The organism is Pseudomonas sp. 1928-m (genome assembly GCF_029269135.1).
GTDB lineage: Bacteria > Pseudomonadota > Gammaproteobacteria > Pseudomonadales > Pseudomonadaceae > Aquipseudomonas.
The window spans coordinates 1,652,738-1,674,580 of record NZ_JARIXO010000001.1; the positions used below are offsets into that span (position 1 = coordinate 1,652,738).

20 protein-coding genes are annotated in these 21,843 nt (G+C 60.0%); 17 read left to right on the plus strand and 3 right to left on the minus strand.

The window, feature by feature from the left end; translation table 11 throughout:
* The 8 genes from dnaE to ispD all read left to right on the plus strand — a co-directional run bounded on the left by dnaE (position 1) and on the right by ispD (position 11,334).
* Complete coding sequence (dnaE, locus tag P3C18_RS07440) at positions 1 to 3,522, plus strand: DNA polymerase III subunit alpha (RefSeq protein ID WP_275961193.1); 3,522 nt, start codon at positions 1 to 3, stop codon at positions 3,520 to 3,522.
* A gap of 168 nt (positions 3,523 to 3,690) precedes the next feature.
* Entirely contained in the window at positions 3,691 to 4,641 is a 951-nt protein-coding gene (locus P3C18_RS07445) for an acetyl-CoA carboxylase carboxyltransferase subunit alpha (protein WP_275961194.1), read from the plus strand.
* A gap of 60 nt (positions 4,642 to 4,701) precedes the next feature.
* On the plus strand, positions 4,702 to 6,018 hold the full coding sequence (tilS, locus tag P3C18_RS07450) for a tRNA lysidine(34) synthetase TilS (protein ID WP_275961195.1): 1,317 nt from the start codon (positions 4,702 to 4,704) through the stop codon (positions 6,016 to 6,018).
* Positions 6,019 to 6,186: 168 nt separating this feature from the next.
* A complete protein-coding gene (locus tag P3C18_RS07455) occupies positions 6,187 to 7,818 on the plus strand; it encodes a CTP synthase (RefSeq protein ID WP_275961196.1) in 1,632 nt (543 codons plus the stop codon).
* A 4-nt stretch (positions 7,819 to 7,822) separates the two neighbouring features.
* On the plus strand, positions 7,823 to 8,668 hold the full coding sequence (gene kdsA / locus P3C18_RS07460; RefSeq protein ID WP_275961197.1) for a 3-deoxy-8-phosphooctulonate synthase: 846 nt from the start codon (positions 7,823 to 7,825) through the stop codon (positions 8,666 to 8,668).
* A gap of 145 nt (positions 8,669 to 8,813) precedes the next feature.
* On the plus strand, positions 8,814 to 10,103 hold the full coding sequence (gene eno, locus P3C18_RS07465) for a phosphopyruvate hydratase (protein ID WP_275961198.1): 1,290 nt from the start codon (positions 8,814 to 8,816) through the stop codon (positions 10,101 to 10,103).
* A 248-nt stretch (positions 10,104 to 10,351) separates the two neighbouring features.
* Positions 10,352 to 10,633: a cell division protein FtsB gene (gene ftsB, locus P3C18_RS07470; protein WP_090248365.1), complete on the plus strand. Its 282-nt coding sequence runs from the start codon at positions 10,352 to 10,354 to the stop codon at positions 10,631 to 10,633.
* Positions 10,630 to 11,334, plus strand: coding sequence for a 2-C-methyl-D-erythritol 4-phosphate cytidylyltransferase (gene ispD, locus P3C18_RS07475; protein ID WP_275961199.1), 705 nt, complete (start codon positions 10,630 to 10,632; stop codon positions 11,332 to 11,334). Before ftsB ends, ispD begins: the two co-directional genes overlap by 4 nt.
* A 30-nt stretch (positions 11,335 to 11,364) precedes the next feature.
* Here ispD and P3C18_RS07480 read toward each other — a convergent pair whose 3' ends face one another.
* Complete coding sequence (locus tag P3C18_RS07480; RefSeq protein ID WP_275961200.1) at positions 11,365 to 11,679, minus strand: HPF/RaiA family ribosome-associated protein; 315 nt, start codon at positions 11,677 to 11,679, stop codon at positions 11,365 to 11,367.
* Between the two features lie 78 nt (positions 11,680 to 11,757).
* The gene (locus P3C18_RS07485; RefSeq protein ID WP_275961201.1) at positions 11,758 to 12,690 is read right to left on the minus strand and encodes a LysR family transcriptional regulator; all 933 of its coding nucleotides are present in this window, start codon (positions 12,688 to 12,690) and stop codon (positions 11,758 to 11,760) included.
* Positions 12,691 to 12,815: 125 nt separating this feature from the next.
* On the opposite strand from P3C18_RS07485, the gene P3C18_RS07490 reads away from it, so the two are divergent.
* From P3C18_RS07490 to rpoS, 9 genes are all read left to right on the plus strand, one after another.
* Positions 12,816 to 13,928 (plus strand): S-(hydroxymethyl)glutathione dehydrogenase/class III alcohol dehydrogenase, encoded by a 1,113-nt coding sequence (locus tag P3C18_RS07490; protein ID WP_275961202.1) that lies wholly within the window; start codon positions 12,816 to 12,818, stop codon positions 13,926 to 13,928.
* A gap of 40 nt (positions 13,929 to 13,968) precedes the next feature.
* Positions 13,969 to 14,814, plus strand: a complete 846-nt coding sequence (fghA, locus tag P3C18_RS07495) for an S-formylglutathione hydrolase (protein ID WP_275961203.1) — start codon at positions 13,969 to 13,971, stop codon at positions 14,812 to 14,814.
* A 100-nt stretch (positions 14,815 to 14,914) separates the two neighbouring features.
* Positions 14,915 to 15,388 (plus strand): 2-C-methyl-D-erythritol 2,4-cyclodiphosphate synthase, encoded by a 474-nt coding sequence (ispF, locus tag P3C18_RS07500; RefSeq protein ID WP_275961204.1) that lies wholly within the window; start codon positions 14,915 to 14,917, stop codon positions 15,386 to 15,388.
* A complete protein-coding gene (truD, locus tag P3C18_RS07505) occupies positions 15,385 to 16,443 on the plus strand; it encodes a tRNA pseudouridine(13) synthase TruD (protein ID WP_275961205.1) in 1,059 nt (352 codons plus the stop codon). Before ispF ends, truD begins: the two co-directional genes overlap by 4 nt.
* Complete coding sequence (gene surE / locus P3C18_RS07510) at positions 16,431 to 17,180, plus strand: 5'/3'-nucleotidase SurE (protein ID WP_275961206.1); 750 nt, start codon at positions 16,431 to 16,433, stop codon at positions 17,178 to 17,180. The genes truD and surE overlap by 13 nt, the downstream gene beginning before the upstream one ends.
* Positions 17,181 to 17,221: 41 nt before the next feature.
* On the plus strand, positions 17,222 to 17,857 hold the full coding sequence (locus P3C18_RS07515) for a protein-L-isoaspartate(D-aspartate) O-methyltransferase (protein ID WP_275961604.1): 636 nt from the start codon (positions 17,222 to 17,224) through the stop codon (positions 17,855 to 17,857).
* 23 nt (positions 17,858 to 17,880) lie between these two features.
* Complete coding sequence (locus P3C18_RS07520; protein ID WP_275961207.1) at positions 17,881 to 18,819, plus strand: DUF368 domain-containing protein; 939 nt, start codon at positions 17,881 to 17,883, stop codon at positions 18,817 to 18,819.
* 50 nt (positions 18,820 to 18,869) lie between these two features.
* Positions 18,870 to 19,733: a peptidoglycan DD-metalloendopeptidase family protein gene (locus tag P3C18_RS07525; RefSeq protein ID WP_275961208.1), complete on the plus strand. Its 864-nt coding sequence runs from the start codon at positions 18,870 to 18,872 to the stop codon at positions 19,731 to 19,733.
* Positions 19,734 to 19,838: 105 nt separating this feature from the next.
* Positions 19,839 to 20,849: an RNA polymerase sigma factor RpoS gene (rpoS, locus tag P3C18_RS07530; protein WP_275961209.1), complete on the plus strand. Its 1,011-nt coding sequence runs from the start codon at positions 19,839 to 19,841 to the stop codon at positions 20,847 to 20,849.
* 566 nt (positions 20,850 to 21,415) lie between these two features.
* Here rpoS and fdxA read toward each other — a convergent pair.
* Positions 21,416 to 21,739, minus strand: a complete 324-nt coding sequence (fdxA, locus tag P3C18_RS07535; RefSeq protein ID WP_275961210.1) for a ferredoxin FdxA — start codon at positions 21,737 to 21,739, stop codon at positions 21,416 to 21,418.
* Positions 21,740 to 21,843: the final 104 nt, after the last annotated feature.

Genomic DNA, 21,843 nt, shown 5'->3' on the forward strand with positions numbered 1-21,843 from the left:
ATGACCGCTTCGTTCGTCCACCTGCGTTTGCACACCGAGTTTTCCCTGGTTGATGGGCTGGTGCGGGTCAAACCACTGATCAAATCGGTGGCGGCAGCCGGAATGCCAGCGGTAGCGGTCACCGATATGAGCAACATGTGCTCGTTGGTGAAGTTCTATAAGGCGGCCATGGGCGGCGGCATCAAGCCGATCTGCGGCGCCGACATCTGGTTGGCCAGTGCCGATGAAGATGGTCCGCTCAGCCGCATGACCCTGCTGGCGATGAATGCCAAGGGTTACCGCAACCTCACCGAACTGGTCTCGCGCGGCTGGAGCGAAGGGCAGAGTAACGACCTGGTGATTATCCAGCGTGATTGGGTCAAGGAAGCGGCCGAGGGTCTGATTGCCTTGTCTGGCGCGAAGGAAGGCGAGGTCGGTCACGCTTTGCTCGATGGCGAACCGGAAGAAGCCGAGGCCGTGCTGCGCGAATGGCTGGCCGTGTTCCCTGAGCGTTTCTACCTGGAAGTGCAGCGCACCAATCGGGTTAACGACGAGGAGCATCTGCACGCTGCGGTGGCCCTGGCCGATAAGGTCGGCGCGCCACTGGTGGCGACCAATGATGTGCGCTTTATCAAGCAAGACGATTTCGCCGCCCACGAAACCCGCGTGTGCATCGGCGAAGGCCGTAGCCTGGATGACCCGCGTCGTCTGCGCACCTATTCCGATCAGCAGTACCTGAAAAGTCCGGAGGAAATGGCCGAGCTGTTCAGTGACCTGCCGGAAGCGCTGGAAAATACCATCGAGATTGCCAAGCGCTGCAATATCGAAGTGCAGCTGGGCAAATACTTCTTGCCGGATTTCCCGGTGCCCGCTGGCCTGACCATGGACGAATACTTTCGCCAGGTTTCGTTTGAGGGCTTGGAGGAACGCCTGGCGGTGCTCTGGCCAAAGGAAACCACGCCCAATTACGAAGAGAAGCGTCAGGTCTATATTGATCGGCTGAATTTCGAGCTGGATATCATCATCCAGATGGGCTTCCCCGGTTACTTCTTGATCGTTATGGACTTTATCAAGTGGGCGAAGAACAACGGCGTCCCGGTGGGTCCGGGCCGTGGGTCGGGTGCTGGTTCACTGGTGGCTTACGTGCAGAAGATCACCGACCTCGACCCGTTGGCCTATGACCTGCTGTTCGAACGTTTCCTCAACCCGGAACGGGTCTCCATGCCCGACTTCGACGTCGACTTCTGCATGGATGGTCGCGACCGGGTGATCGATTACGTGGCCGAGAAATACGGCCGCAATGCGGTGAGCCAGATCATCACCTTCGGCACCATGGCGGCCAAGGCGGTGGTGCGCGACGTGGCGCGGGCGCAGGGTAAGTCCTACGGTCTGGCCGATCGTCTGTCGAAGATGATTCCTTTCGAAGTCGGCATGACCTTGGAAAAAGCCTACGAGATGGAAGAGCCGCTGCGCGACTTCCTCAAGGTCGACGAAGACGCCCGGGAAATCTGGGAAATGTCGCTCAAGCTCGAAGGCATCTGCCGCGGTACTGGTAAGCATGCCGGCGGCGTGGTTATCGCGCCAACCAAGCTTACCGACTTCTCGCCGATTGCCTGTGATGATGAAGGCGGCGGCCTGGTAACCCAGTTCGATAAGGACGATGTGGAATCCGCCGGCCTGGTGAAGTTCGACTTCCTCGGCCTGCGTACCCTGACGATCATCAAGTGGGCGATGGAGACCATCAACCGCGAGCAGGCCAAGAAGGGCCTGCCGGATCTGAATATCGACTTTATCCCGCTGGACGACAAACCGACGTTCAGCATGCTGCAGAAAGCCGAGACCACCGCGGTGTTCCAGCTTGAATCGCGCGGCATGAAGGAACTGATCAAAAAGCTCAAGCCCGACTGCCTGGAAGACATGATCGCTCTGGTGGCGCTGTTCCGTCCGGGGCCGCTGCAGTCGGGCATGGTGGACGACTTTATCAACCGTAAGCACGGTCGCGAGCCGATTTCCTACCCGCATCAGGACTATCAGTACGCAGGCCTGGAGCCGGTGCTGAAACCGACCTACGGCATCATCCTGTACCAGGAACAGGTGATGCAGATCGCCCAAGTCATGGCCGGCTACACCCTGGGTGGTGCGGATATGCTGCGCCGCGCCATGGGTAAGAAAAAGCCCGAGGAGATGGCCAAGCAGCGCGGCGGCTTTATTGAAGGCTGCGCGAGCAACGGGATCGATGCGAACCTGGCGGGCAACATCTTCGATCTGGTGGAGAAGTTCGCCGGTTACGGCTTCAACAAATCCCACTCCGCTGCCTATGGCTTGCTCTCGTATCAGACGGCCTGGCTCAAGGCGCACCACTCGGCGGCCTTTATGGCGGCGGTGTTGTCGGCGGATATGCACAACACCGACAAGGTGGTCACCCTGATCGAGGAATGCCGCAGCATGAAACTGCGCCTCGATGCGCCGGATGTGAACATCTCCGAGTTCAAGTTCACGGTTAACAATGAGGGCTGGATCGTCTACGGCCTGGGCGCAATTAAGGGCGTCGGCGAGGGGCCAGTGGAGGCCATCGTCGAGGCGCGTCAGGACGGACCGTTCAAGGACCTGTTCGACTTCTGCTCGCGGGTCGACCTCAAGCGCATCAACAAGCGCACCCTCGAAGCGCTGATTCGCAGCGGTGCGCTGGATCGCCTAGGGCCGCACTTCCATGAAGAGCTGAAAGCCTACAAGGCCAATATCGACCGTAACCGCGCGGTATTGCTAGGTGCGATGGAGGAGGCTGTGCAGGCCGCCGAACAGACCGCACGCAGTGCCGAGAGCGGGCATATGGACCTGTTCGGCGGGGTGTTTGCCGATGCCGAGGCGGATGTCTATCTCAACCATCTGCGCGCCCGTGAACTGACGCTGAAGGAACGCCTCAAGGGTGAGAAAGACACCCTGGGCCTGTACCTGACCGGGCACCCGATTGATGAGTACGAAGGCGAAGTGCGGCGTTTTGCCCGCCAGCGCATCGTCGACCTGAAAGCCGCCCGCGGCGATCAGACGATTGCCGGCCTGGTGGTCAACCTGCGGGTGATGAAGAACAAGAAGGGCGACAAGATGGGCTTTATCACCCTCGACGACCGCTCTGGGCGGATCGAGGCCTCCCTGTTTGCCGAAGCGTTCAACAGTGCTCAGGCCCTGTTGCAAACCGACGCCCTGGTTGTGGTCGAGGGCGAGGTGAGCAATGACGACTTCTCCGGTGGCCTGCGCTTGCGCGCCAAGCGCGTGATGAGCCTGGAGGAAGCGCGTACCGGCCTGGCCGACAGCCTGCGTCTGAAGGTCGCCAGCAGTGCCTTGCAGGGTGATCGTCTGCGTTGGCTGGCTGATTTGTGCGGCCGTCATCGCGGCGCGTGCCCGATCACCGTCGACTACAGCGGCAACGATGCCAAGGCGCAATTGCAGTTTGGCGAAGGCTGGCGCATTGAGCCGGCTGACAGTCTGATTCAGGCATTGCGTGACCAGTTCGGCCGCGACAACGTCTTTTTGCACTACCGCTGATTTGCGAGGCTCAGGCTTCGCCGGTCGGTCGTGATACCCAGCGGGTTCTGTATTGAAGGCTTTCGTGCAGAACCGGGTGTCGACCTGAATGCGCCTGCTGCTATAAGGTAGGGCGCGATAACGGATACAGCTCCCGGCCACTTGGCCGTCGACGCAAGACGGATGACTATGAACCCGAATTTTCTCGATTTCGAACAGCCGATCGCCGACCTGCAAGCCAAGATCGAAGAGCTTCGCCTGGTCGGTAACGACAACTCGTTGAACATCAACGATGAAATCGCCCGCCTGCAGGACAAGAGCAGCTCGTTGACCGAAACCATTTTCGGCAACCTGAGCAGCTGGCAGATCGCTCAGCTGGCGCGCCACCCACGCCGTCCTTACACCTTGGATTACCTGCAGCACATCTTTACCGAGTTCGATGAGCTGCATGGCGACCGTCACTTCTCCGACGACGCCGCCCTGGTCGGCGGTGTAGCTCGCCTGGACGATCAACCGGTAATGGTCATCGGTCACCAGAAAGGCCGCGAAATTCGCGAAAAAGTACGCCGCAACTTCGGCATGCCGCGCCCGGAGGGCTACCGCAAGGCCTGCCGCCTGATGGAAATGGCCGAGCGCTTCAAAATGCCGATCCTGACCTTTATCGACACCCCGGGTGCCTACCCAGGCATTGACGCCGAAGAGCGCAACCAGAGCGAAGCTATCGCCTGGAACCTGCGTGTGATGGCGCGCCTGAAAACCCCAATCATCGCCACCGTAATCGGTGAGGGTGGTTCCGGCGGCGCCCTGGCGATTGGCGTATGCGATCAGCTGAACATGCTGCAGTACTCCACCTACTCGGTGATCTCGCCGGAAGGTTGTGCCTCGATTCTGTGGAAAACTGCAGAAAAGGCCCCTGATGCCGCCGAGGCTATGGGTATCACTGCCGAGCGCCTGAAAGGCCTGGGCATTGTTGACCAGGTGATTGGTGAGCCGCTCGGTGGTGCGCACAGCGACCCGGCTGCTGCGGCCGAATCGGTGCGTCAGGCTTTACTGACGCAGCTGGCAATGCTCAAGACCTTCGATACCGACGCGCTGCTCAAGCGTCGTTATGAGCGTCTGATGAGCTACGGGATTGCCTGATTGCTTGGCAGTTGCGCATACAACGGGCCTTCGGGCCCGTTGTTGTTTTAAGCTTGGCCGATGACTCCTGTGCATATTTGTTTGCGTGATGCCCTGCAGCCTTGGCGTAGTGCCTCGGGCTGGTGTGTGGCCCTGTCCGGCGGGCTGGATTCCACGGTGCTGCTGCACCTGCTGGCCAGCCTCGCGCAAGGCGAGGCATTGCCGCCTCTTTCCGCCATTCATATTCATCACGGTCTGCAGGCTGCGGCTGATGCCTGGCCGGCTCATTGCCGTGAGCTGTGCACAGCTTTGTCTGTGCCATTGCAGGTTGAATATGTCCAGGTAGCTCCCGGTGCCAGCCTTGAGCGTGCGGCGCGTGAGGCCCGTTACGCGGCTTTTGCTGCCTGTCTTGGCGCAGATGAACTGCTGCTGACAGCGCAGCATCGCGATGACCAGGCTGAAACTCTGTTGTTTCGCCTGTTGCGCGGTGCCGGCGTGCAGGGTTTGTCGGCCATGCCGGTGAGTCGTACATTGGGAGCGGGGCAGCTGGTTCGGCCGCTACTCAACTGCTCGCGCGATGAGCTGTTGGCTTATGCACGTGAGCACAAGTTGTCCTGGATCGAAGATCCGTCAAATACCGATGAGCGCTTCTCGCGCAATTACCTGCGTCGTCAGGTGTTGCCTGCGCTGCTTGGTCGCTGGCCGCAGGCCTCAGCCAATATGGCCCGTAGCGCCGCGCACTTGAGCGAGGCCGCGCAGTTGCTCGATGAATTGGCGCAGCAGGATATAGCTGCCGCGCAGGTGTCAGCCGAGTTTGCCTGGCTGCCGTTACCAAATCTGGCACTGCATACGCTGCGCGATCTGAGTGAGCCGCGCCAGCGCAATGCCCTGCGTTATTGGTTGAGGCCGCTCACGGCGATGCCCGATAGCGAGCATTGGGCCGGCTGGCAGGCGCTGCGCGATGCCGCGCCGGATGCTGCGCCAATCTGGAAACTGGCGACGGGGGAGCTGCGCCGCAGTGATGAGTGTCTATGGTGGTTGGCGGGTGATTGGCTAATTTCGCCATCGCCGTTCAGCGCAGTGGTTCAAGGCAATCAGCAACTGGCATTGCCAGCTAATGGCACTGTGCGAATTGAAGGTCAGTTACCTGCGGGTAACTGGCAGCTGGGTTACCGCCAGGGCGGCGATCAGCTTCTTTTACCGGGGCGTGGGCATCGCGATCTCAAGCGCTTGTTCAATGAGCTGCGCGTACCGGCTTTTGTCCGTGATCGCCTGCCGTTGCTGCGTCTGGATAACCAGGTTGTGGCGATTGCCAACCTGCCAGGTCTGCAGGGCGCCGCCGATGGCAGTTGGCAATTGCATTGGCAGCCACCGACGAATGATCAAGGTTTGAGCTGATAAGCCCTTTCCGGTAGACTACGCTCCCGTCTTACTACAGCTTTTGTTGACTCCCCTTGGGGATCGGCAGGGCTAGCTCATTGCAGTGCATCGCAGAGAGCCGCTTCGGTATTCCTTCGCTTTCCCCGGCGGCATTGACCGCTTAAACGCAGACTTCTAGGGTTTTTCATGACGCGCTACATATTCGTCACGGGTGGTGTTGTTTCTTCATTGGGGAAAGGCATCGCCTCGGCTTCATTGGCGGCTATCCTGGAGGCGCGGGGCCTGAAGGTCACCATGCTCAAGCTGGATCCCTATATCAACGTCGATCCGGGCACCATGAGCCCGTTCCAGCACGGTGAGGTGTTCGTCACCCACGACGGCGCTGAGACCGACCTTGACCTGGGCCACTATGAGCGGTTTATCCGCACCACCATGACCCAGAACAACAACTTCACCACTGGCCGCGTCTACGAAGACGTGCTGCGCCGCGAGCGCCGTGGTGATTACCTGGGCGCGACCATTCAGGTCATCCCGCACATCACCGACGAAATCAAACGCCGCATCATCAAGGGTGCTGGCGACGCTGACGTGGCCATGGTTGAAATCGGCGGCACGGTCGGCGACATCGAGTCGCAGCCGTTCCTTGAGGCGATTCGCCAGCTGCGTGTGGAAGTAGGTGCCAAGCGCGCCATGCTGATGCACCTGACTCTGGTGCCGTATATCGCCACCGCTGGCGAAACCAAGACCAAGCCGACTCAGCATTCGGTTAAAGAGCTTCGCTCTATCGGCCTGCAGCCGGACGTGCTGATCTGCCGTTCCGACCACCCGATCGATATCTCCTCGCGTCGCAAGATCGCGCTGTTCACCAACGTTGAAGAGCGTGCGGTGATTTCCCTGGAAGACGTCGACACCATCTACAAGATTCCTGGCGTACTGCATGCCCAGGGGCTGGATGACTTCGTCGTCGAGCGCTTCGGCCTGGAATGCAACGGTGCCGATCTGTCCGAGTGGGACCGTGTCGTCGATGCCAAGCTGAATCCAGAGCACGAAGTCACCATCGCCATGGTTGGCAAGTACATGGAGCTGCTGGACGCCTACAAATCGCTGATCGAAGCGATGAGCCATGCCGGTATCCAGAACCGCACCAAGGTCAATCTGCGTTATATCGACTCCGAAGACATCGAGAACAAAGGCACCGCGCTGCTCGAAGGCGTTGACGCCATTTTGGTGCCAGGTGGCTTCGGTCTGCGTGGCGTGGAAGGCAAGATCAAGACCGTGCAGTACGCCCGTGAGAACAAGATTCCCTACCTGGGTATCTGCCTCGGCATGCAGGTCGCGGTTATCGAGTTCGCCCGCAATGTGCTGGGCTGGAGCGATGCCAACTCCACCGAGTTCGACACCGCAAGCCAGCATCCAGTGGTCGGCCTGATCACCGAATGGCAGGACGCCACCGGCGTCACCGAGCAGCGTACTGACGCTTCCGACCTGGGCGGCACCATGCGCCTGGGTGCGCAGGACTGCCAGCTGCAGGCCGGTTCGCAAGTGCATGCCTGCTACGGCAAGGATGTGATCGTCGAGCGTCATCGTCATCGCTATGAAGTGAACAACAACCTGTTGCCGCAGCTCACCTCCGCCGGCCTCAAGGTCACCGGTCGCTCGGGCGACGGCGCCCTGGTTGAAGTGGTAGAAGCACCGGATCATCCATGGTTCGTCGCTTGCCAGTTCCACCCCGAGTTCACCTCGACTCCGCGCGATGGCCATCCGCTGTTCAGTGGCTTTGTCACTGCCGCGTTGGCGCAGAAAGCCAAGAAGGCCTAGGGATATGACGCAGAAAATTATCAAGGTTGGCGGCATCGAAATCGCTAACGATAAGCCGTTCGTGCTGTTCGGCGGGATCAACGTAATTGAGTCCCGCGATCTGGCCATGCGCGCCTGTGAAGAGTACGTGCGAGTGACCGACAAGCTCGGCATTCCCTACGTATTCAAGGCCAGCTTCGACAAGGCCAACCGCTCGTCCGTAACTTCATTCCGTGGCCCAGGTCTGGAAGAGGGCATGAAGGTCTTTGAGGAAATCAAAAAGACCTTCGGCGTGCCGGTGATCACTGATGTGCATGAGCCTGAGCAAGCGGCTCCAGTGGCTGCGGTCTGCGACATTATCCAGTTGCCGGCGTTTCTTTCGCGGCAGACCGACCTGGTCGTGGCCATGGCCAAGACCGGCGCGGTGATCAACATCAAGAAAGCCCAGTTCCTCGCGCCCCAGGAGATGAAGCACATCCTGGCCAAGTGCGAAGAGGCCGGTAATGACCAGTTGATCCTCTGCGAGCGTGGCTCCAGCTTCGGCTACAACAACCTGGTGGTGGACATGCTCGGCTTCGGCATCATGAAGCAGATGAACTACCCGGTGTTCTTCGACGTGACCCACGCCCTGCAAATGCCGGGCGGTCGCGCCGATTCTGCCGGTGGTCGCCGCGCCCAGGTTACCGACCTGGCCAAGGCGGGCATGAGCCAGGGCCTGGCCGGTCTGTTTCTCGAAGCCCACCCGGACCCGGACAATGCCAAATGCGACGGCCCTTGCGCCCTGCGTCTGGACAAGCTGGAGCCGTTCCTCACCCAGCTCAAGCAGCTGGATGATTTGATCAAGAGTTTTGCGCCGATTGAGACTGCCTGAAACGGCAAATCTCCGGTAAAGTGCCATTTGTATACAATCTGACTAAATAGTCAGTACATGTTGTGCGCTGGGTTAACCTTCGGTGCGCAATGAGTGTGCAACTCGGTACTACCCTTTTCGTCAACTTTTTGGAGTGCTACACGCAATGGCAAAGATCGTCGACATCAAAGGCCGTGAGGTTCTCGATTCCCGTGGTAACCCAACTGTGGAAGCCGATGTAATTCTCGACGGCGGCATCATCGGCAGCGCCTGCGCGCCGTCCGGTGCCTCCACCGGTTCGCGTGAAGCGTTGGAATTGCGTGATGGCGACAAGAGCCGTTACCTGGGCAAGGGCGTGCTGAAGGCCGTGGCCAACATCAATGGCCCGATCCGCGACCTGCTGTTGGGCAAAGATGCCACCGACCAGAAAGCCCTCGACCTGGCGATGATTGCCCTCGACGGTACCGAGAACAAAGCCACCCTGGGCGCCAACGCCATCCTTGCCGTGTCCCTGGCCGCTGCCAAGGCTGCTGCTCAGGCCAAGGGCGTGCCGCTGTACGCGCACATCGCCGATCTGAATGGCACTCCGGGCGTCTACTCGATGCCGGTACCGATGATGAACATCATCAACGGCGGCGAGCATGCCGATAACAACGTTGATATCCAGGAATTCATGGTTCAGCCGGTTGGCGCCAAGACTTTCGCCGACGCGCTGCGCATGGGTACCGAGATTTTCCACCACCTTAAAGCCGTGCTGAAGGCCCGTGGCCTGAGCACCTCCGTCGGTGACGAAGGTGGCTTTGCGCCGAACCTGGCGTCCAACGAAGACGCGCTGGCGGCCATTGCTGAAGCCGTTGCCAATGCCGGTTACACCCTGGGCGACGATGTCACCCTGGCCCTGGACTGCGCCTCCAGCGAATTCTTCAAAGACGGCAAGTACGACCTGGCTGGCGAAGGCAAAGTCTTCAGTGCTGAAGGTTTCGCCGACTACCTGGCCGGTCTGTCCGAGCGTTACCCGATCATCTCCATCGAAGACGGCATGGATGAGTCCGACTGGGCTGGCTGGAAAGTGCTGACTGACAAGATCGGCAGCAAAGTGCAGCTGGTGGGCGACGACCTGTTTGTAACCAACACCAAGATCCTCAAGCGCGGCATCGACGAGTCGATTGGCAACTCGATCCTGATCAAGTTCAACCAGATCGGCACCTTGACCGAGACGCTGGAAGCCATCCAAATGGCCAAGGCCGCCGGTTACACTGCCGTGATCTCGCACCGCTCGGGTGAAACCGAAGACAGCACCATCGCCGATCTGGCTGTTGGTACTGCTGCTGGCCAGATCAAGACCGGTTCGCTGTGCCGTTCGGACCGCGTGTCCAAGTACAACCAATTGCTGCGTATCGAAGAGCAGTTGGCGGGTAAAGCTCCGTACAAAGGCCGCGCCGAGTTCCGTGGCTGAAAACCGCTGCGCTCGACTATGCGGCGTTACAACGCAGCGAAGCGAAGTAACAGCCGCAGGCTGGCCCGTAGGGCGAGCAAAGCGAGTCAATCAGGCTCGGCATGCTCATTTACTGCAGTAAACTCCGCTGCCTCGCCTGATTTTGCCTTGCCTAGTCTTCGCTCGCGATGTTTTCAGTGACCACTCAATGCGTGGTAAAAGAGGGGCGGCGCGAGTCGCCCCTTTTTCGTTCGGAAGCTTCTTACGCTATGCGCAATAATTTTTACTGGGTATTTATCGTACTGATTGCCGTATTGGCAGGTCTGCAGTATCGCCTGTGGGTCGGCGATGGCAGCCTGGCGCAGGTGGCCCAGTTGCAGCAGCAGATCGCCGATCAACAGGGCGAAAACCAGCAGCTGCAGGAGCGTAACCGGATTCTCGAAGCCGAGGTTCTGGAGTTGAAAAGCGGGATGGAAACCGTCGAAGAGCGTGCGCGCCACGAGCTGGGCATGCTTAAAGAGGGCGAAACCCTCTATCAGTTGGCTGAATGAATACCTCTGAGTTACCCCCTTTCTGGGCGCTGATCCCGGCTGCTGGCATTGGCAGCCGGATGCGCGCCGAGCGGCCCAAGCAGTACCTGCAGCTGGCCGGCAAAAGCATTATCGAACACACCTTGGCGTGCTTTCTTGAGCATCCGCAGCTGCGTGCGGTGGTGGTCAGCCTGGCGGCGGATGATCCCTACTGGCCGACCTTAGGCTGTGCCAGTGATCCGCGTATCCAGCGTGCCGATGGTGGTACCGAGCGTGCCGACTCGGTACTCAGCGGTTTGCTGCGTCTGAGTGAGCTGGGTGCCCAGGAGCAGGATTGGGTGCTGGTACATGACGCCGCGCGGCCCAATCTGGCGCGTAGTGATCTGGATCTGTTGCTTGGCGAGCTGGCCGATGATCCGGTGGGCGGCCTGTTGGCCGTGCCGGCGCGCGATACGCTCAAGCGTGCTGGCGCTGATGGTCGGGTGCAGGCTACGGTGGATCGTTCGACTATCTGGCAGGCCTTTACCCCGCAGATGTTCCGTCTTGGCGAATTGCAGCGTGCTTTGAGCGCCGCTTTGGCCGCAGGCGCGGCCATCACTGATGAGGCTTCGGCCATTGAGTGGGTTGGGTATGCCCCCCGTTTGATCGAGGGGCGCGGGGATAATCTCAAGGTTACCCGGCCAGAAGATCTGAAGTTGCTCGCGGGGCTCTGGCAAGACTAATCCGGCGGCCTGGGCCGCCGGATTGTTTGGCTAATTGACGCGGGTCTTGCTGATATCGCGCTCAAGTACTGTGGTCAGCTTGCTGATGGCGCCCTCGATGGCCTGCTCGAGATGGTCGGCATTATGCGATACGGAAATCGGGTCGCGGCCCTTGGGGCGGGCTTCGATCAGGCAGCGCTTATCATTGCCGCCGGCTTTGTGAGCGTTCTCATCACGCAGATGGACTTCGACGCGGGTGAGATGATCTTCGAAGCGTTTGATCTTGTCTCCCACGCGTGTGCCAACGTTGGTTATAAATTCCTGCGACGCATCAATGTGGTTGTCGCTGTTTACCAGTACTTGCATAACGCTCTCCTTAATTGAGGCAGTGTCTGCTGTGGATCAAGTGCAGGCTGTCTACATACCTACTTTTAGGATAGGCGCTTAACGGCTAGGTTCCGGGGCGGCTGTGACACGATGTTGCCGGTCCTGATGGTATTCCGGCCGCGCGGCCAACCCCTGCTTAAGAAAATCCACCAGTTGCCGCACTTTGGGTGACAGGTGGCGCTGCTGTGGATACAGCGCCCACACGGCGGTATCCGGCGGTTGTTGGTTGTCCAACAGTGACACCAGCGCGCCGCTGCGCAGATGCTCCAGCACGTAGTAATCCGGCAGCTGACACAGGCCAAGGCCGCGCAGTGCCGCTTCTAACACCGCCTGGCCACTGTTGCAGCGCCAGTTGCCCTGTACCCGCAGGCTGGAATCGCGGCCGCTGGCCTGAAAACTCCAGAGATCCGAACTGCCGATCAGGCAGTTGTGCCGCGCCAATTCTGACAGCGAATGCGGGCGCCCGTAGCGCTGCAGGTACTCGGGGGCGGCGCACAGGTACATCTGCCGCGGTGCCAGGCGCGTAGCCACCAGGCGCGAGTCCTGCAGGCGGCCCAGGCGAATGGCCAGGTCGAGGCCGTCATGCAGCAGGTCGAGGGTGCGGTTGCTTAGCTCTATATCCACCCGCAATTGCGAATGCTGCAGCATAAAGTCGGTCACCAGCGGCACGATAAAGCGCTCGCCGTAGGCCACCGCGCAGGTCATACGCAGCAGGCCCTTGGGTTCGCTGCCTAGATCGCCTACGGCGCGCAGGGCTTCTTCGCGAGCGTCCTGCAGGCGCTGGCAATGTTGCAGAAAGGTCTGCCCAGCTTCAGTCAGCGCCACCCGCCGTGTGCTGCGGTAGAACAGGCGGGTTTGCAGGCGCTCTTCCAGGCGGGCAATCTGCCGGCTGACCTGGGATGACGACAGGCTCAGGCGTTCGGCGGCGGCGGTGAACTGGCCGCATTCGGCAACGGCGACAAATTCATCGAGGCCTTCCCAGCGATTCATGGCGGATGTCCTTGGTGTGAATTAATTATCCCTGTATAGCAAGAATGTTTTGTTTTTTGGCTGATTATCTATCTGCATCACTGATCTACACTCTGCGCCACCGTTGAGTCCGCTGGAGAGCGATCATGATCAAGTCCCGTGCTGCCGTAGCCTTTGCCCCCAATCAGCCGCTGCAAATCGTCGAAGTCGACGTAGCGCCGCCCAAGGCCGGGGAAGTGCTGGTGCGCATTGTCGCCACTGGCGTGTGCCACACCGATGCCTACACCCTGTCCGGTGAGGATTCCGAAGGGGTATTCCCGGCGATTCTCGGCCATGAAGGCGGCGGTATCGTCGAGGCCATCGGCGAGGGCGTGACCTCGGTGCAGGTCGGCGACCACGTGATTCCGCTGTACACCGCCGAATGCCGCACCTGCAAGTTCTGCACATCCGGCAAAACCAACCTGTGCAGCTCGGTGCGCGCCACCCAGGGCAAGGGCCTGATGCCCGATGGTACCAGCCGCTTCAGCTACAACGGCGAGCCGATCTACCACTACATGGGTTGCTCGACCTTCTCCGAATACACCGTGCTGCCGGAAGTCTCCCTGGCGGTGATCCCCAAGGATGCGCCGCTGGAGAAGGTCTGCCTGCTTGGCTGCGGCGTGACCACCGGCATCGGTGCCGTGCTCAACACCGCCAAGGTGGAAGAGGGCGCGACTGTGGCGATTTTCGGTCTTGGTGGCATCGGCCTGGCGGCGATTATTGGCGCGAAGATGGCCAAGGCCTCGCGCATCATCGCCATCGATATCAACCCGGCCAAGTTCGAGGTGGCCCGTGAGCTGGGTGCGACTGACTTCGTTAACCCTAAGGATTTCGCCAAGCCGATTCAGGATGTCATCGTCGAGATGACCGACGGCGGCGTGGACTATTCCTTCGAATGCGTCGGCAATGTGCAGCTGATGCGCGCGGCGCTGGAATGCGCACACAAGGGCTGGGGTGAGTCGGTGATTATCGGCGTGGCCGGTGCCGGTCAGGAAATCAGCACACGTCCGTTCCAGCTGGTGACCGGGCGCGTCTGGCGCGGTTCGGCGTTCGGCGGCGTCAAAGGCCGTACCGAGCTGCCGAGCTATGTGGAAAAGGCGCAGAAGGGCGAAATCCCGCTGGATACCTTTATCACCCACAACATGCCGCTGGAAGATATCAACAAGGCCTTTGACCTGATGCATGAAGGCAAGAGCATCCGCACCGTTATCCACTTCTGATTGCGCTGGGCGGCTGTAATGGCCGCCCACTGGAGGCCCCATGACCTTGGAAAATATTTCCTGCCAGAAGAGTGCCGGCGGTTGGCATAAGCGTTACAGCCATCGTTCGGCGGTGCTGGGCTGCGACATGGTGTTTGCCGTGTACCTGCCGCCGCAGGCCGAGCAGGGCGGTACGTTGCCGGTGCTGTACTGGCTGAGCGGGCTGACCTGCACCGATGAGAACTTTATGCAGAAGGCCGGCGCGCACAAGCTGGCGGCCGAGCTGGGGATGATCATCGTTGCGCCGGATACCAGCCCGCGCGGCGCCGAGGTGCCGGACGACCCGGACAAGGCCTGGGACTTCGGCCTGGGCGCGGGCTTCTATCTGAACGCCACGCAGGAGCCCTGGGCGCGGCATTACCGCATGTACGACTATGTGGTGCAGGAGTTGCCGGCGCTGATCGAGGCGAACTTCCCGGTATCCGACAAGCGCGGCATCAGCGGCCACTCCATGGGCGGGCATGGTGCGCTGGTCTGTGCGTTGCGCAACCCAGGGCGCTATCAGTCGCTGTCGGCTTTTGCGCCGATCAGCAACCCAAGCAACTGCCCCTGGGGCGAGAAGGCATTCTCGCGCTACCTCGGCGATGAGCGTTCGCGCTGGCGCGAATGGGATGCCTGCGCCTTGCTGGCCGAGGCGACGGAGAAACTGCCGATTCTGGTGGATCAGGGGGATCGTGATGACTTCCTGGATAACCAGCTTAAGCCCGATGCCCTCAAGGCCGCGGCGCAGGCTGCAGGCCATCCGCTGACCCTGCGCCTGCAGCCGGGCTACGACCACAGCTACTACTTTATCGCCAGCTTTATCGATGACCATCTGCGTCATCACGCCAAGGCGCTGCTGAGCTGAACCGGCGCTGGCGGGCGACGTTCGGTTCGCCAGCTAGCCGGCTCCTATAGGCAGCTTTCAGTTAGAATCACGCCCTGACTTTTTCAGGGCGTTGTTTCTTATGCGTATTGGCCACGGCTACGATGTGCACCGCTTTACCGAGGGCTCCTTTATCACCTTGGGCGGCGTGCAGATTTCCCATAAGTTCGGCCTGCTGGCCCATTCCGATGGCGACGTGCTGCTGCATGCCTTGAGTGATGCCTTGCTCGGCGCGGCCGCGCTGGGCGATATCGGCAAACATTTCCCCGATACCGATCCGACCTTCAAGGGCGCGGACAGCCGTGTGCTGCTGCGCCATGTGCTCGGCCTTATTCACGGCAAAGGCTGGCAGGTCGGTAACGTCGACGCCACCATCGTCGCTCAGGCGCCGAAGATGGCGCCGCATATCGAGACCATGCGCGGGCGGATTGCCGAAGACCTGCAGCTGAGCCTGGATCAGGTCAACGTCAAAGCCACCACCACCGAGAAGCTCGGCTTTGCCGGGCGTGAAGAAGGCATCGCCGTGCATGCTGTCGCGCTGTTGGTCGCCCGATGAACGAACTCGAACTGCTGGGCCCGCGCGCCCATGGCGCGCCCTGCGGTACGGCGGTGCTCAAGGCCGTGGCGGAAGATTTTCAGGTCGATGAAGTGCTGGATATCCCCCTGGCCGGCGAGGGCGAACACCTCTGGCTGTGGGTGGAAAAGCGCGAGCTGAACACCGAGGAAGCGGCCAAACGCATCGCCCGCGCTGCCGGTGTGCCGCTGCGGTTGATCAGCTATGCCGGCCTCAAGGATCGCCAGGCCCTGACCCGTCAGTGGTTCAGCCTGCACCTGCCGGGCAAAGTCGATCCCGATTTGAGCGCAGCCGAAGATGCCAGCCTGAGCATCCTCAAGCAGGTGCGGCATAGCCGCAAACTGCAGCGCGGCGCCCATGCGGCCAACGGCTTTACCCTGCGCCTGACTCAGCTGGCGGCGGATCGCGCGGCGCTGGATCAGCGCCTGACGCAAATCGCCGCCCAGGGCATTCCCAACTATTACGGCTTGCAGCGCTTCGGCCATGAAGGCGGCAATGTCGCCCATGCCCGGCATTTTGCGGCGAACAAGAGTCTGCCGGAGAAGCGCAATGTGCGTTCGCGGGTGCTCTCGGCGGCGCGCAGTTACCTGTTCAATCAGGTGTTGGCCGAGCGGGTAGCTGCCGGCACCTGGAATCAGGCGCTGCTCGGTGATCTACTGGCCTTTACCGACAGCCGCAGCTTCTTTGCTGCCGGCGAGGCGGAGTGCAGCGATCCGCGCCTGGCGATTCTTGATCTGCATCCGACGGGCCCGTTGTGGGGCGCAGGTGTCTCTAGCGCCGGCGGCGTGGCGCAGGCGCTGGAGCAGGATCTGGCCGCACGCGAAAGCGTTCTGGTCGACTGGTTGGCAGAAGCGGACATGACGCACGAACGGCGTATCCTGCGCCTCCCCATTGGCGGCCTGTCGTGGCATTATCCCGAGTCTGACATTCTGCAACTGGAATTCGTCCTGCCGGCTGGATGCTTCGCCACCGTCTTGGTGCGTGAGCTCGTCGATCTGTTGCCTGCAGGGCAGACGGACAACCCATGCGTATTCTGATTTCCAATGATGACGGCGTTGCTGCGCCAGGCCTTGCTGCGCTGCATGCGGCGCTGGCTGACTATGCCGAGTGCACGGTGATTGCCCCTGATCAGGACAAGAGCGGCGCGAGCAGCTCGCTGACTCTCGACCGCCCGCTGCACCCGACCACCTTGCCCAATGGCTATATCAGCCTCAATGGCACACCGACCGATTGCGTACACCTGGGCCTTAACGGCCTGTTGCCGCACGTGGCGGACCTGGTGGTATCGGGCATCAACCTTGGCGCCAATCTCGGCGATGACGTGCTGTATTCCGGCACCGTCGCAGCGGCTCTGGAAGGGCGTTTTCTGGCCCGTCCGGCGTTTGCTTTCTCCCTGCTTTCCCGCATGCCGGATAACCTGGCCACCGCGGCCTATTTCGCCCGCAAGCTGGTCGAAGCGCACGAGCAGCTCGATCTGCCGCCGCGCACCGTACTCAACGTGAATATTCCCAATCTGCCGCTGGAGCATATCCGCGGCATTCAGCTCACTCGCCTGGGCCATCGCGCCCGCGCTGCGGCGCCGGTAAAGGTGGTCAACCCGCGTGGTAAAGAGGGTTACTGGATCTCGGTGGCCGGTGATGCGGAAGACGGTGGCCCGGGCACGGATTTCCATGCAGTGATGCAGGGTTATGTCTCGGTCACCCCGCTGCAGCTGGATCGCACCTTTATGGACGGTTTCAACAGCCTGCAACCCTGGCTGGAGGGTTTGCTGTGATCCGCCGTGAACAGGACGAATTGCACCACCGCGGTATAGGTATGACCTCGCAGCGTACCCGCGAGCGGCTGATTCAGCGTCTTTACGAGGAAGGCCTATCCAACGCCCATGTGCTGGAAGCCATCCGTCGCACGCCGCGTCATCTGTTTGTCGATGAGGCCCTGGCCCATCGCGCCTATGAAGACACGGCGCTGCCGATTGGCAACAACCAGACCATCTCGCAGCCCTATATGGTCGCGCGCATGAGCGAGCTGCTGCTGGCGGCAGGTCCGCTGGACAAGGTGCTGGAAATTGGCACCGGCTCGGGTTATCAGACTGCGATTCTGGCTCAGCTGGTGGAGCGGGTGTTTAGCGTCGAGCGGATCCAGAGCCTGCAGGAAAAAGCCAAGGAGCGTCTGACCCAGCTCAATCTGCGCAATGTGGTATTTCGCTGGGGTGACGGCTGGGAAGGCTGGAATGCTCTGGGCCCATACAACGGCATCATCGTTACCGCAGCAGCGGCCAACGTGCCGCAGGCGTTGCTCGATCAGCTGGCTCCGGGCGGGCGTCTGGTGATTCCGGTCGGGGCGGGTGATGTGCAGGAATTGCTGCTGATCGTCCGTGAAGAAGACGGCTTCTCCCGACATGTGCTGGATGCGGTGCGCTTTGTGCCCTTGCTTAATGGGCCTCTGGCCTGACTCGATTGTTTACGGATGAACTCATGAAGAAGTATTTCCTGCTCTACGCCAAAGGCATTGCCATGGGCGCAGCCGACGTAGTGCCCGGCGTATCCGGCGGCACTGTGGCTTTTATTACCGGTATCTATGACGAGCTGTTGCGCTCGATTGCCAGCGTGCCGGTAGCGCTAGGGCTGTTTCTGCGCGGGCGTATCGTCGAGGCCTGGAAGGCCGCCAATGCGACGTTTCTGCTGGTGCTGCTGCTGGGCATCATGACCAGCGTGCTCAGCCTGGCGCGGCTGATCACCTACCTGCTGGATGAGCAGCCGATTCCGGTCTGGTCGTTCTTCTTCGGTTTGATTCTGGTTTCCACGCACCTGGTGGTACGCGAAGTCCAGCGTTGGAACTGGACGCGGGTTGTCAGCCTGGTGCTGGGGGCGGCATTCGCCTACTGGATTACCGTGGCGTCGCCGCTGCAGTTGGGGCATGACCCGCTGAGTCTGTTCTTTGCCGGCGCTATTGCCATTTGCGCGATGATTCTGCCGGGTATCTCCGGCAGCTTTATTCTGGTGCTGCTGGGTCTCTACAGCTTTGTGCTGACGGCGGTGAAGGGGCTGGATATTAGTGTGCTGCTGATTTTTGCCAGTGGTTGTCTGGTGGGGATTGTCAGCTTTGCCGGGATTCTGCGTTGGCTGCTGGCGCGTTGGCGTGACCTGACGCTGGCGTTTCTGACCGGGCTGATGGTCGGTTCGCTGAATAAGATCTGGCCCTGGAAGGAAACCCTGACCTGGCGTGCCGATAGCCGTGGTGAGCAGGTGCCACTGTTGCAAGCCAATCTCTGGCCTGCGCAATTTGCCGAAATCAGCGGCCAGGACCCGCAGTTGCTGTTGGCCGTTGCCCTGGCGATTGCCGGCATTCTGCTGGTGCTGGGTCTAGAGTGGCTGGCCGGGCGCAATCCGCAAAGCGCTGGTGATAACCCATAATTGCGGCACAATGCACGCCAGTTAGATGTAAGCAGTTTTGCCCGAGGGAGATGCAGGTGAGTTTCACAGCCATTCAATTGCCGATTCGCGCCAGCAGTGCTCGTACCCTGTTGAGTGGCCTTGTCTTCGGTGCGCTGCTCAGCGCCTGTGCAAGCCCGCCTCCGGGTGGCGTCAAGGTGGTTGACCGTACCCAGGGCGGCGCCACTCAGGCACCGCAGCGCCAGCCGGTCAGCAGTGGCCAGTATCAAGTGCAACGTGGCGATACGCTGTACTCGATTGCCTTTCGCTTCGGCTGGGATTGGAAGGCGCTGGCTGCCCGCAATGGCATTGCGCCGCCTTACCTGATCCGCGTTGGCCAAATCATCCGCTTTGATGGGCAGTCTGCCAGTCGCCCGCCCGTGGTAGCGACGGCTCCTGTGGTTAGCACGCCGCCGCCCGGCCGTCCTAGCACACCCATTCAAACCAAGCCCGCACAAACCCAACCGCCAGCGCCGGTGAAAACCACGCCAAGCGTCACCGCGTTACCGCCGACGCAGCGCTCTGCATCGGGTTGGCTGTGGCCGTCCAATGGGCCGGTTATCGGGCGTTTTTCCTCAAACGGCAGTTTGAATAAAGGCATTGATATCGGCGGAGAATTGGGCCAGCCTGTTTTAGCTGCGTCTGATGGTTCAGTGGTCTACGCCGGGAGTGGTTTACGGGGCTACGGCGAATTAGTGATCATCAAACATAGCGATACCTACGTAAGCGCCTACGGTCACAACCGCAGGTTGTTGGTGCAGGAGGGGCAACAGGTCAAAGCCGGGCAGAAAATTGCCGAAATGGGTTCCACAGGAACCGACCGGGTGAAACTTCACTTTGAAGTGCGCCGCCAAGGTAAACCTGTCGACCCGTTGCAATACCTGCCGCGACGTTGATCTTGCGCTAGCCTGTCTCCACCACGTGGGAGGGACAGGCTTTGGTGTAACCAGGGATTTGGTCTCGCCAGGGCTTGCTGTCGAACTCAGCAAGGAATAACAAAAATGGCTCTCAATAAAAAAGAAGCGCCGGAGTTTGACGTCGATGATGAAGTGCTCCTGATGGAGCCTGCTATTGTCCTTGACGATGATTCAGACGAAGAAGCGCAACCGCCACTTTCCCGCAGCAAAACCAAAGCATCCGCGACCAGCAGCAAACAGCATAAGTACATCGATTACACCCGCGCGCTCGACGCCACTCAGCTGTACCTCAACGAAATCGGCTTTTCCCCTCTACTGACTCCTGAAGAAGAAGTGTTCTTTGCGCGCCTGGCGCAGAAGGGCGACCCTGCCGGCCGCAAGCGCATGATTGAAAGCAATCTGCGCCTGGTGGTGAAGATCGCTCGGCGTTACGTCAATCGTGGTTTGTCTCTGCTGGATCTGATTGAAGAGGGCAACCTCGGTCTGATTCGCGCGGTGGAGAAATTCGACCCTGAGCGCGGTTTCCGTTTTTCGACCTATGCCACCTGGTGGATCCGCCAGACCATCGAACGGGCGATCATGAATCAGACCCGTACCATTCGCCTCCCCATTCATGTGGTGAAAGAGCTCAACGTCTACCTGCGCGCAGCTCGCGAATTGACCCAGAAGCTCGACCATGAGCCTTCTGCAGAAGAAATTGCCAACCTGCTGGAAAAACCGGTGGGCGAAGTCAAACGCATGCTCGGCTTGAATGAGCGTGTTTCCTCGGTGGATGTCTCACTGGGCCAGGACTCGGACAAAACCCTGCTCGATACCCTGACCGATGATCGTCCGACCGATCCCTGCGAGTTGCTGCAGGATGATGATCTGTCACAGAGCATCGATCAGTGGCTGTCCGAGCTGACCGACAAGCAGCGTGAGGTGGTGATTCGCCGCTTTGGTCTGCGCGGCCATGAAAGCTGCACCCTGGAAGAAGTTGGCCAGGAAATCGGCCTGACCCGTGAGCGCGTTCGGCAGATTCAGGTCGAAGCCCTCAAGCGTTTGCGGGAGATTCTGGAAAAGAATGGCCTGTCGAGCGACTCACTGTTCCAGTGAGCTTGATGCGTTAACACTCAACCCGGCCCTGGCCGGGTTTTTTGTGCCTGTGTTCCATGGCCGCCACTCTCTAGTGAGCGTCATAGATGTCACCAGAAGATATTGCTGGCGAGTTTTGTGAGTGCTTGTGTAAGCCATTGCTTACAGAGTGCGTAAGCCATTGGTGCGCAAGGCGGCCGGCGAAGTGCTCTGTGTTGTTTTAAGTTATTGTTTTAAAACAATATTTAATTTTACTGGCGAAGGCTAAAGACCATTTGAATGGAGTTTTCAGCGCTTGTTAGGAAGGCGGAAATCGTTAGTATTACACCTGTGCTCAGGGACAAGCACAGGTTGTCAGGAAGACAATCAGGACATCGCAAGAGGCGATTCATCAGGAAGATGAGCTGGGAAATACAGGGACTAGGGACAAAAGAGTGGGCGACGCGAGTCGCCCCTTTTTTTGTCTGCGTTTTATGTGTCTGGTATTTGTTGGTCGCTCTGTAAGCCTTGTTCTAGAAGGTTCTGACCCTGCAGAAAAGTAAAAACCCGCGCAAGGCGGGTTTTTGTGCGGCCAGCGCAGCTAAGTACTAGCGCGCCAGATACTGCAGCTTGTCCTTCACGCCATCCCACTCTTCAGCGTCCGGCAGGGACTCTTTCTTCTCGGTGATGTTCGGCCAGACTTCGGCCAGATCAGCGTTCAGTTCGATGTATTCCTGCTGATCTTCCGGCACCTCATCTTCGGAGAAGATGGCTTGTGCAGGGCACTCAGGCTCGCAGAGTGCGCAGTCGATGCACTCGTCCGGGTGGATCACCAGGAAGTTCGGGCCTTCGTAGAAGCAGTCCACCGGGCAGACTTCTACGCAGTCGGTGTATTTGCATTTGACGCAGTTGTCGGTAACGACGAAGGTCATTTCTGATTCTCTCCTCGGGCGCCAGCCTGCCCCGTTCTATGCGGGTTTCAGCAGGCTAGGGGTAATGGCCACGGCTCAGGCTTTAAGTCGGGCAGTCATAAAAA

Coding starts and splice junctions, on each gene's coding strand:
- dnaE (WP_275961193.1), top strand. CDS start 1: ATGACCGCTTCGTTCGTCCACCTGCGTTTGCACACCGAGTTTTCCCTG.
- P3C18_RS07445 (WP_275961194.1), top strand. CDS start 3,691: ATGAACCCGAATTTTCTCGATTTCGAACAGCCGATCGCCGACCTGCAA.
- tilS (WP_275961195.1), top strand. CDS start 4,702: ATGACTCCTGTGCATATTTGTTTGCGTGATGCCCTGCAGCCTTGGCGT.
- P3C18_RS07455 (WP_275961196.1), top strand. CDS start 6,187: ATGACGCGCTACATATTCGTCACGGGTGGTGTTGTTTCTTCATTGGGG.
- kdsA (WP_275961197.1), top strand. CDS start 7,823: ATGACGCAGAAAATTATCAAGGTTGGCGGCATCGAAATCGCTAACGAT.
- eno (WP_275961198.1), top strand. CDS start 8,814: ATGGCAAAGATCGTCGACATCAAAGGCCGTGAGGTTCTCGATTCCCGT.
- ftsB (WP_090248365.1), top strand. CDS start 10,352: ATGCGCAATAATTTTTACTGGGTATTTATCGTACTGATTGCCGTATTG.
- ispD (WP_275961199.1), top strand. CDS start 10,630: ATGAATACCTCTGAGTTACCCCCTTTCTGGGCGCTGATCCCGGCTGCT.
- P3C18_RS07480 (WP_275961200.1), bottom strand. CDS start 11,679: ATGCAAGTACTGGTAAACAGCGACAACCACATTGATGCGTCGCAGGAA.
- P3C18_RS07485 (WP_275961201.1), bottom strand. CDS start 12,690: ATGAATCGCTGGGAAGGCCTCGATGAATTTGTCGCCGTTGCCGAATGC.
- P3C18_RS07490 (WP_275961202.1), top strand. CDS start 12,816: ATGATCAAGTCCCGTGCTGCCGTAGCCTTTGCCCCCAATCAGCCGCTG.
- fghA (WP_275961203.1), top strand. CDS start 13,969: ATGACCTTGGAAAATATTTCCTGCCAGAAGAGTGCCGGCGGTTGGCAT.
- ispF (WP_275961204.1), top strand. CDS start 14,915: ATGCGTATTGGCCACGGCTACGATGTGCACCGCTTTACCGAGGGCTCC.
- truD (WP_275961205.1), top strand. CDS start 15,385: ATGAACGAACTCGAACTGCTGGGCCCGCGCGCCCATGGCGCGCCCTGC.
- surE (WP_275961206.1), top strand. CDS start 16,431: ATGCGTATTCTGATTTCCAATGATGACGGCGTTGCTGCGCCAGGCCTT.
- P3C18_RS07515 (WP_275961604.1), top strand. CDS start 17,222: ATGACCTCGCAGCGTACCCGCGAGCGGCTGATTCAGCGTCTTTACGAG.
- P3C18_RS07520 (WP_275961207.1), top strand. CDS start 17,881: ATGAAGAAGTATTTCCTGCTCTACGCCAAAGGCATTGCCATGGGCGCA.
- P3C18_RS07525 (WP_275961208.1), top strand. CDS start 18,870: ATGCAGGTGAGTTTCACAGCCATTCAATTGCCGATTCGCGCCAGCAGT.
- rpoS (WP_275961209.1), top strand. CDS start 19,839: ATGGCTCTCAATAAAAAAGAAGCGCCGGAGTTTGACGTCGATGATGAA.
- fdxA (WP_275961210.1), bottom strand. CDS start 21,739: ATGACCTTCGTCGTTACCGACAACTGCGTCAAATGCAAATACACCGAC.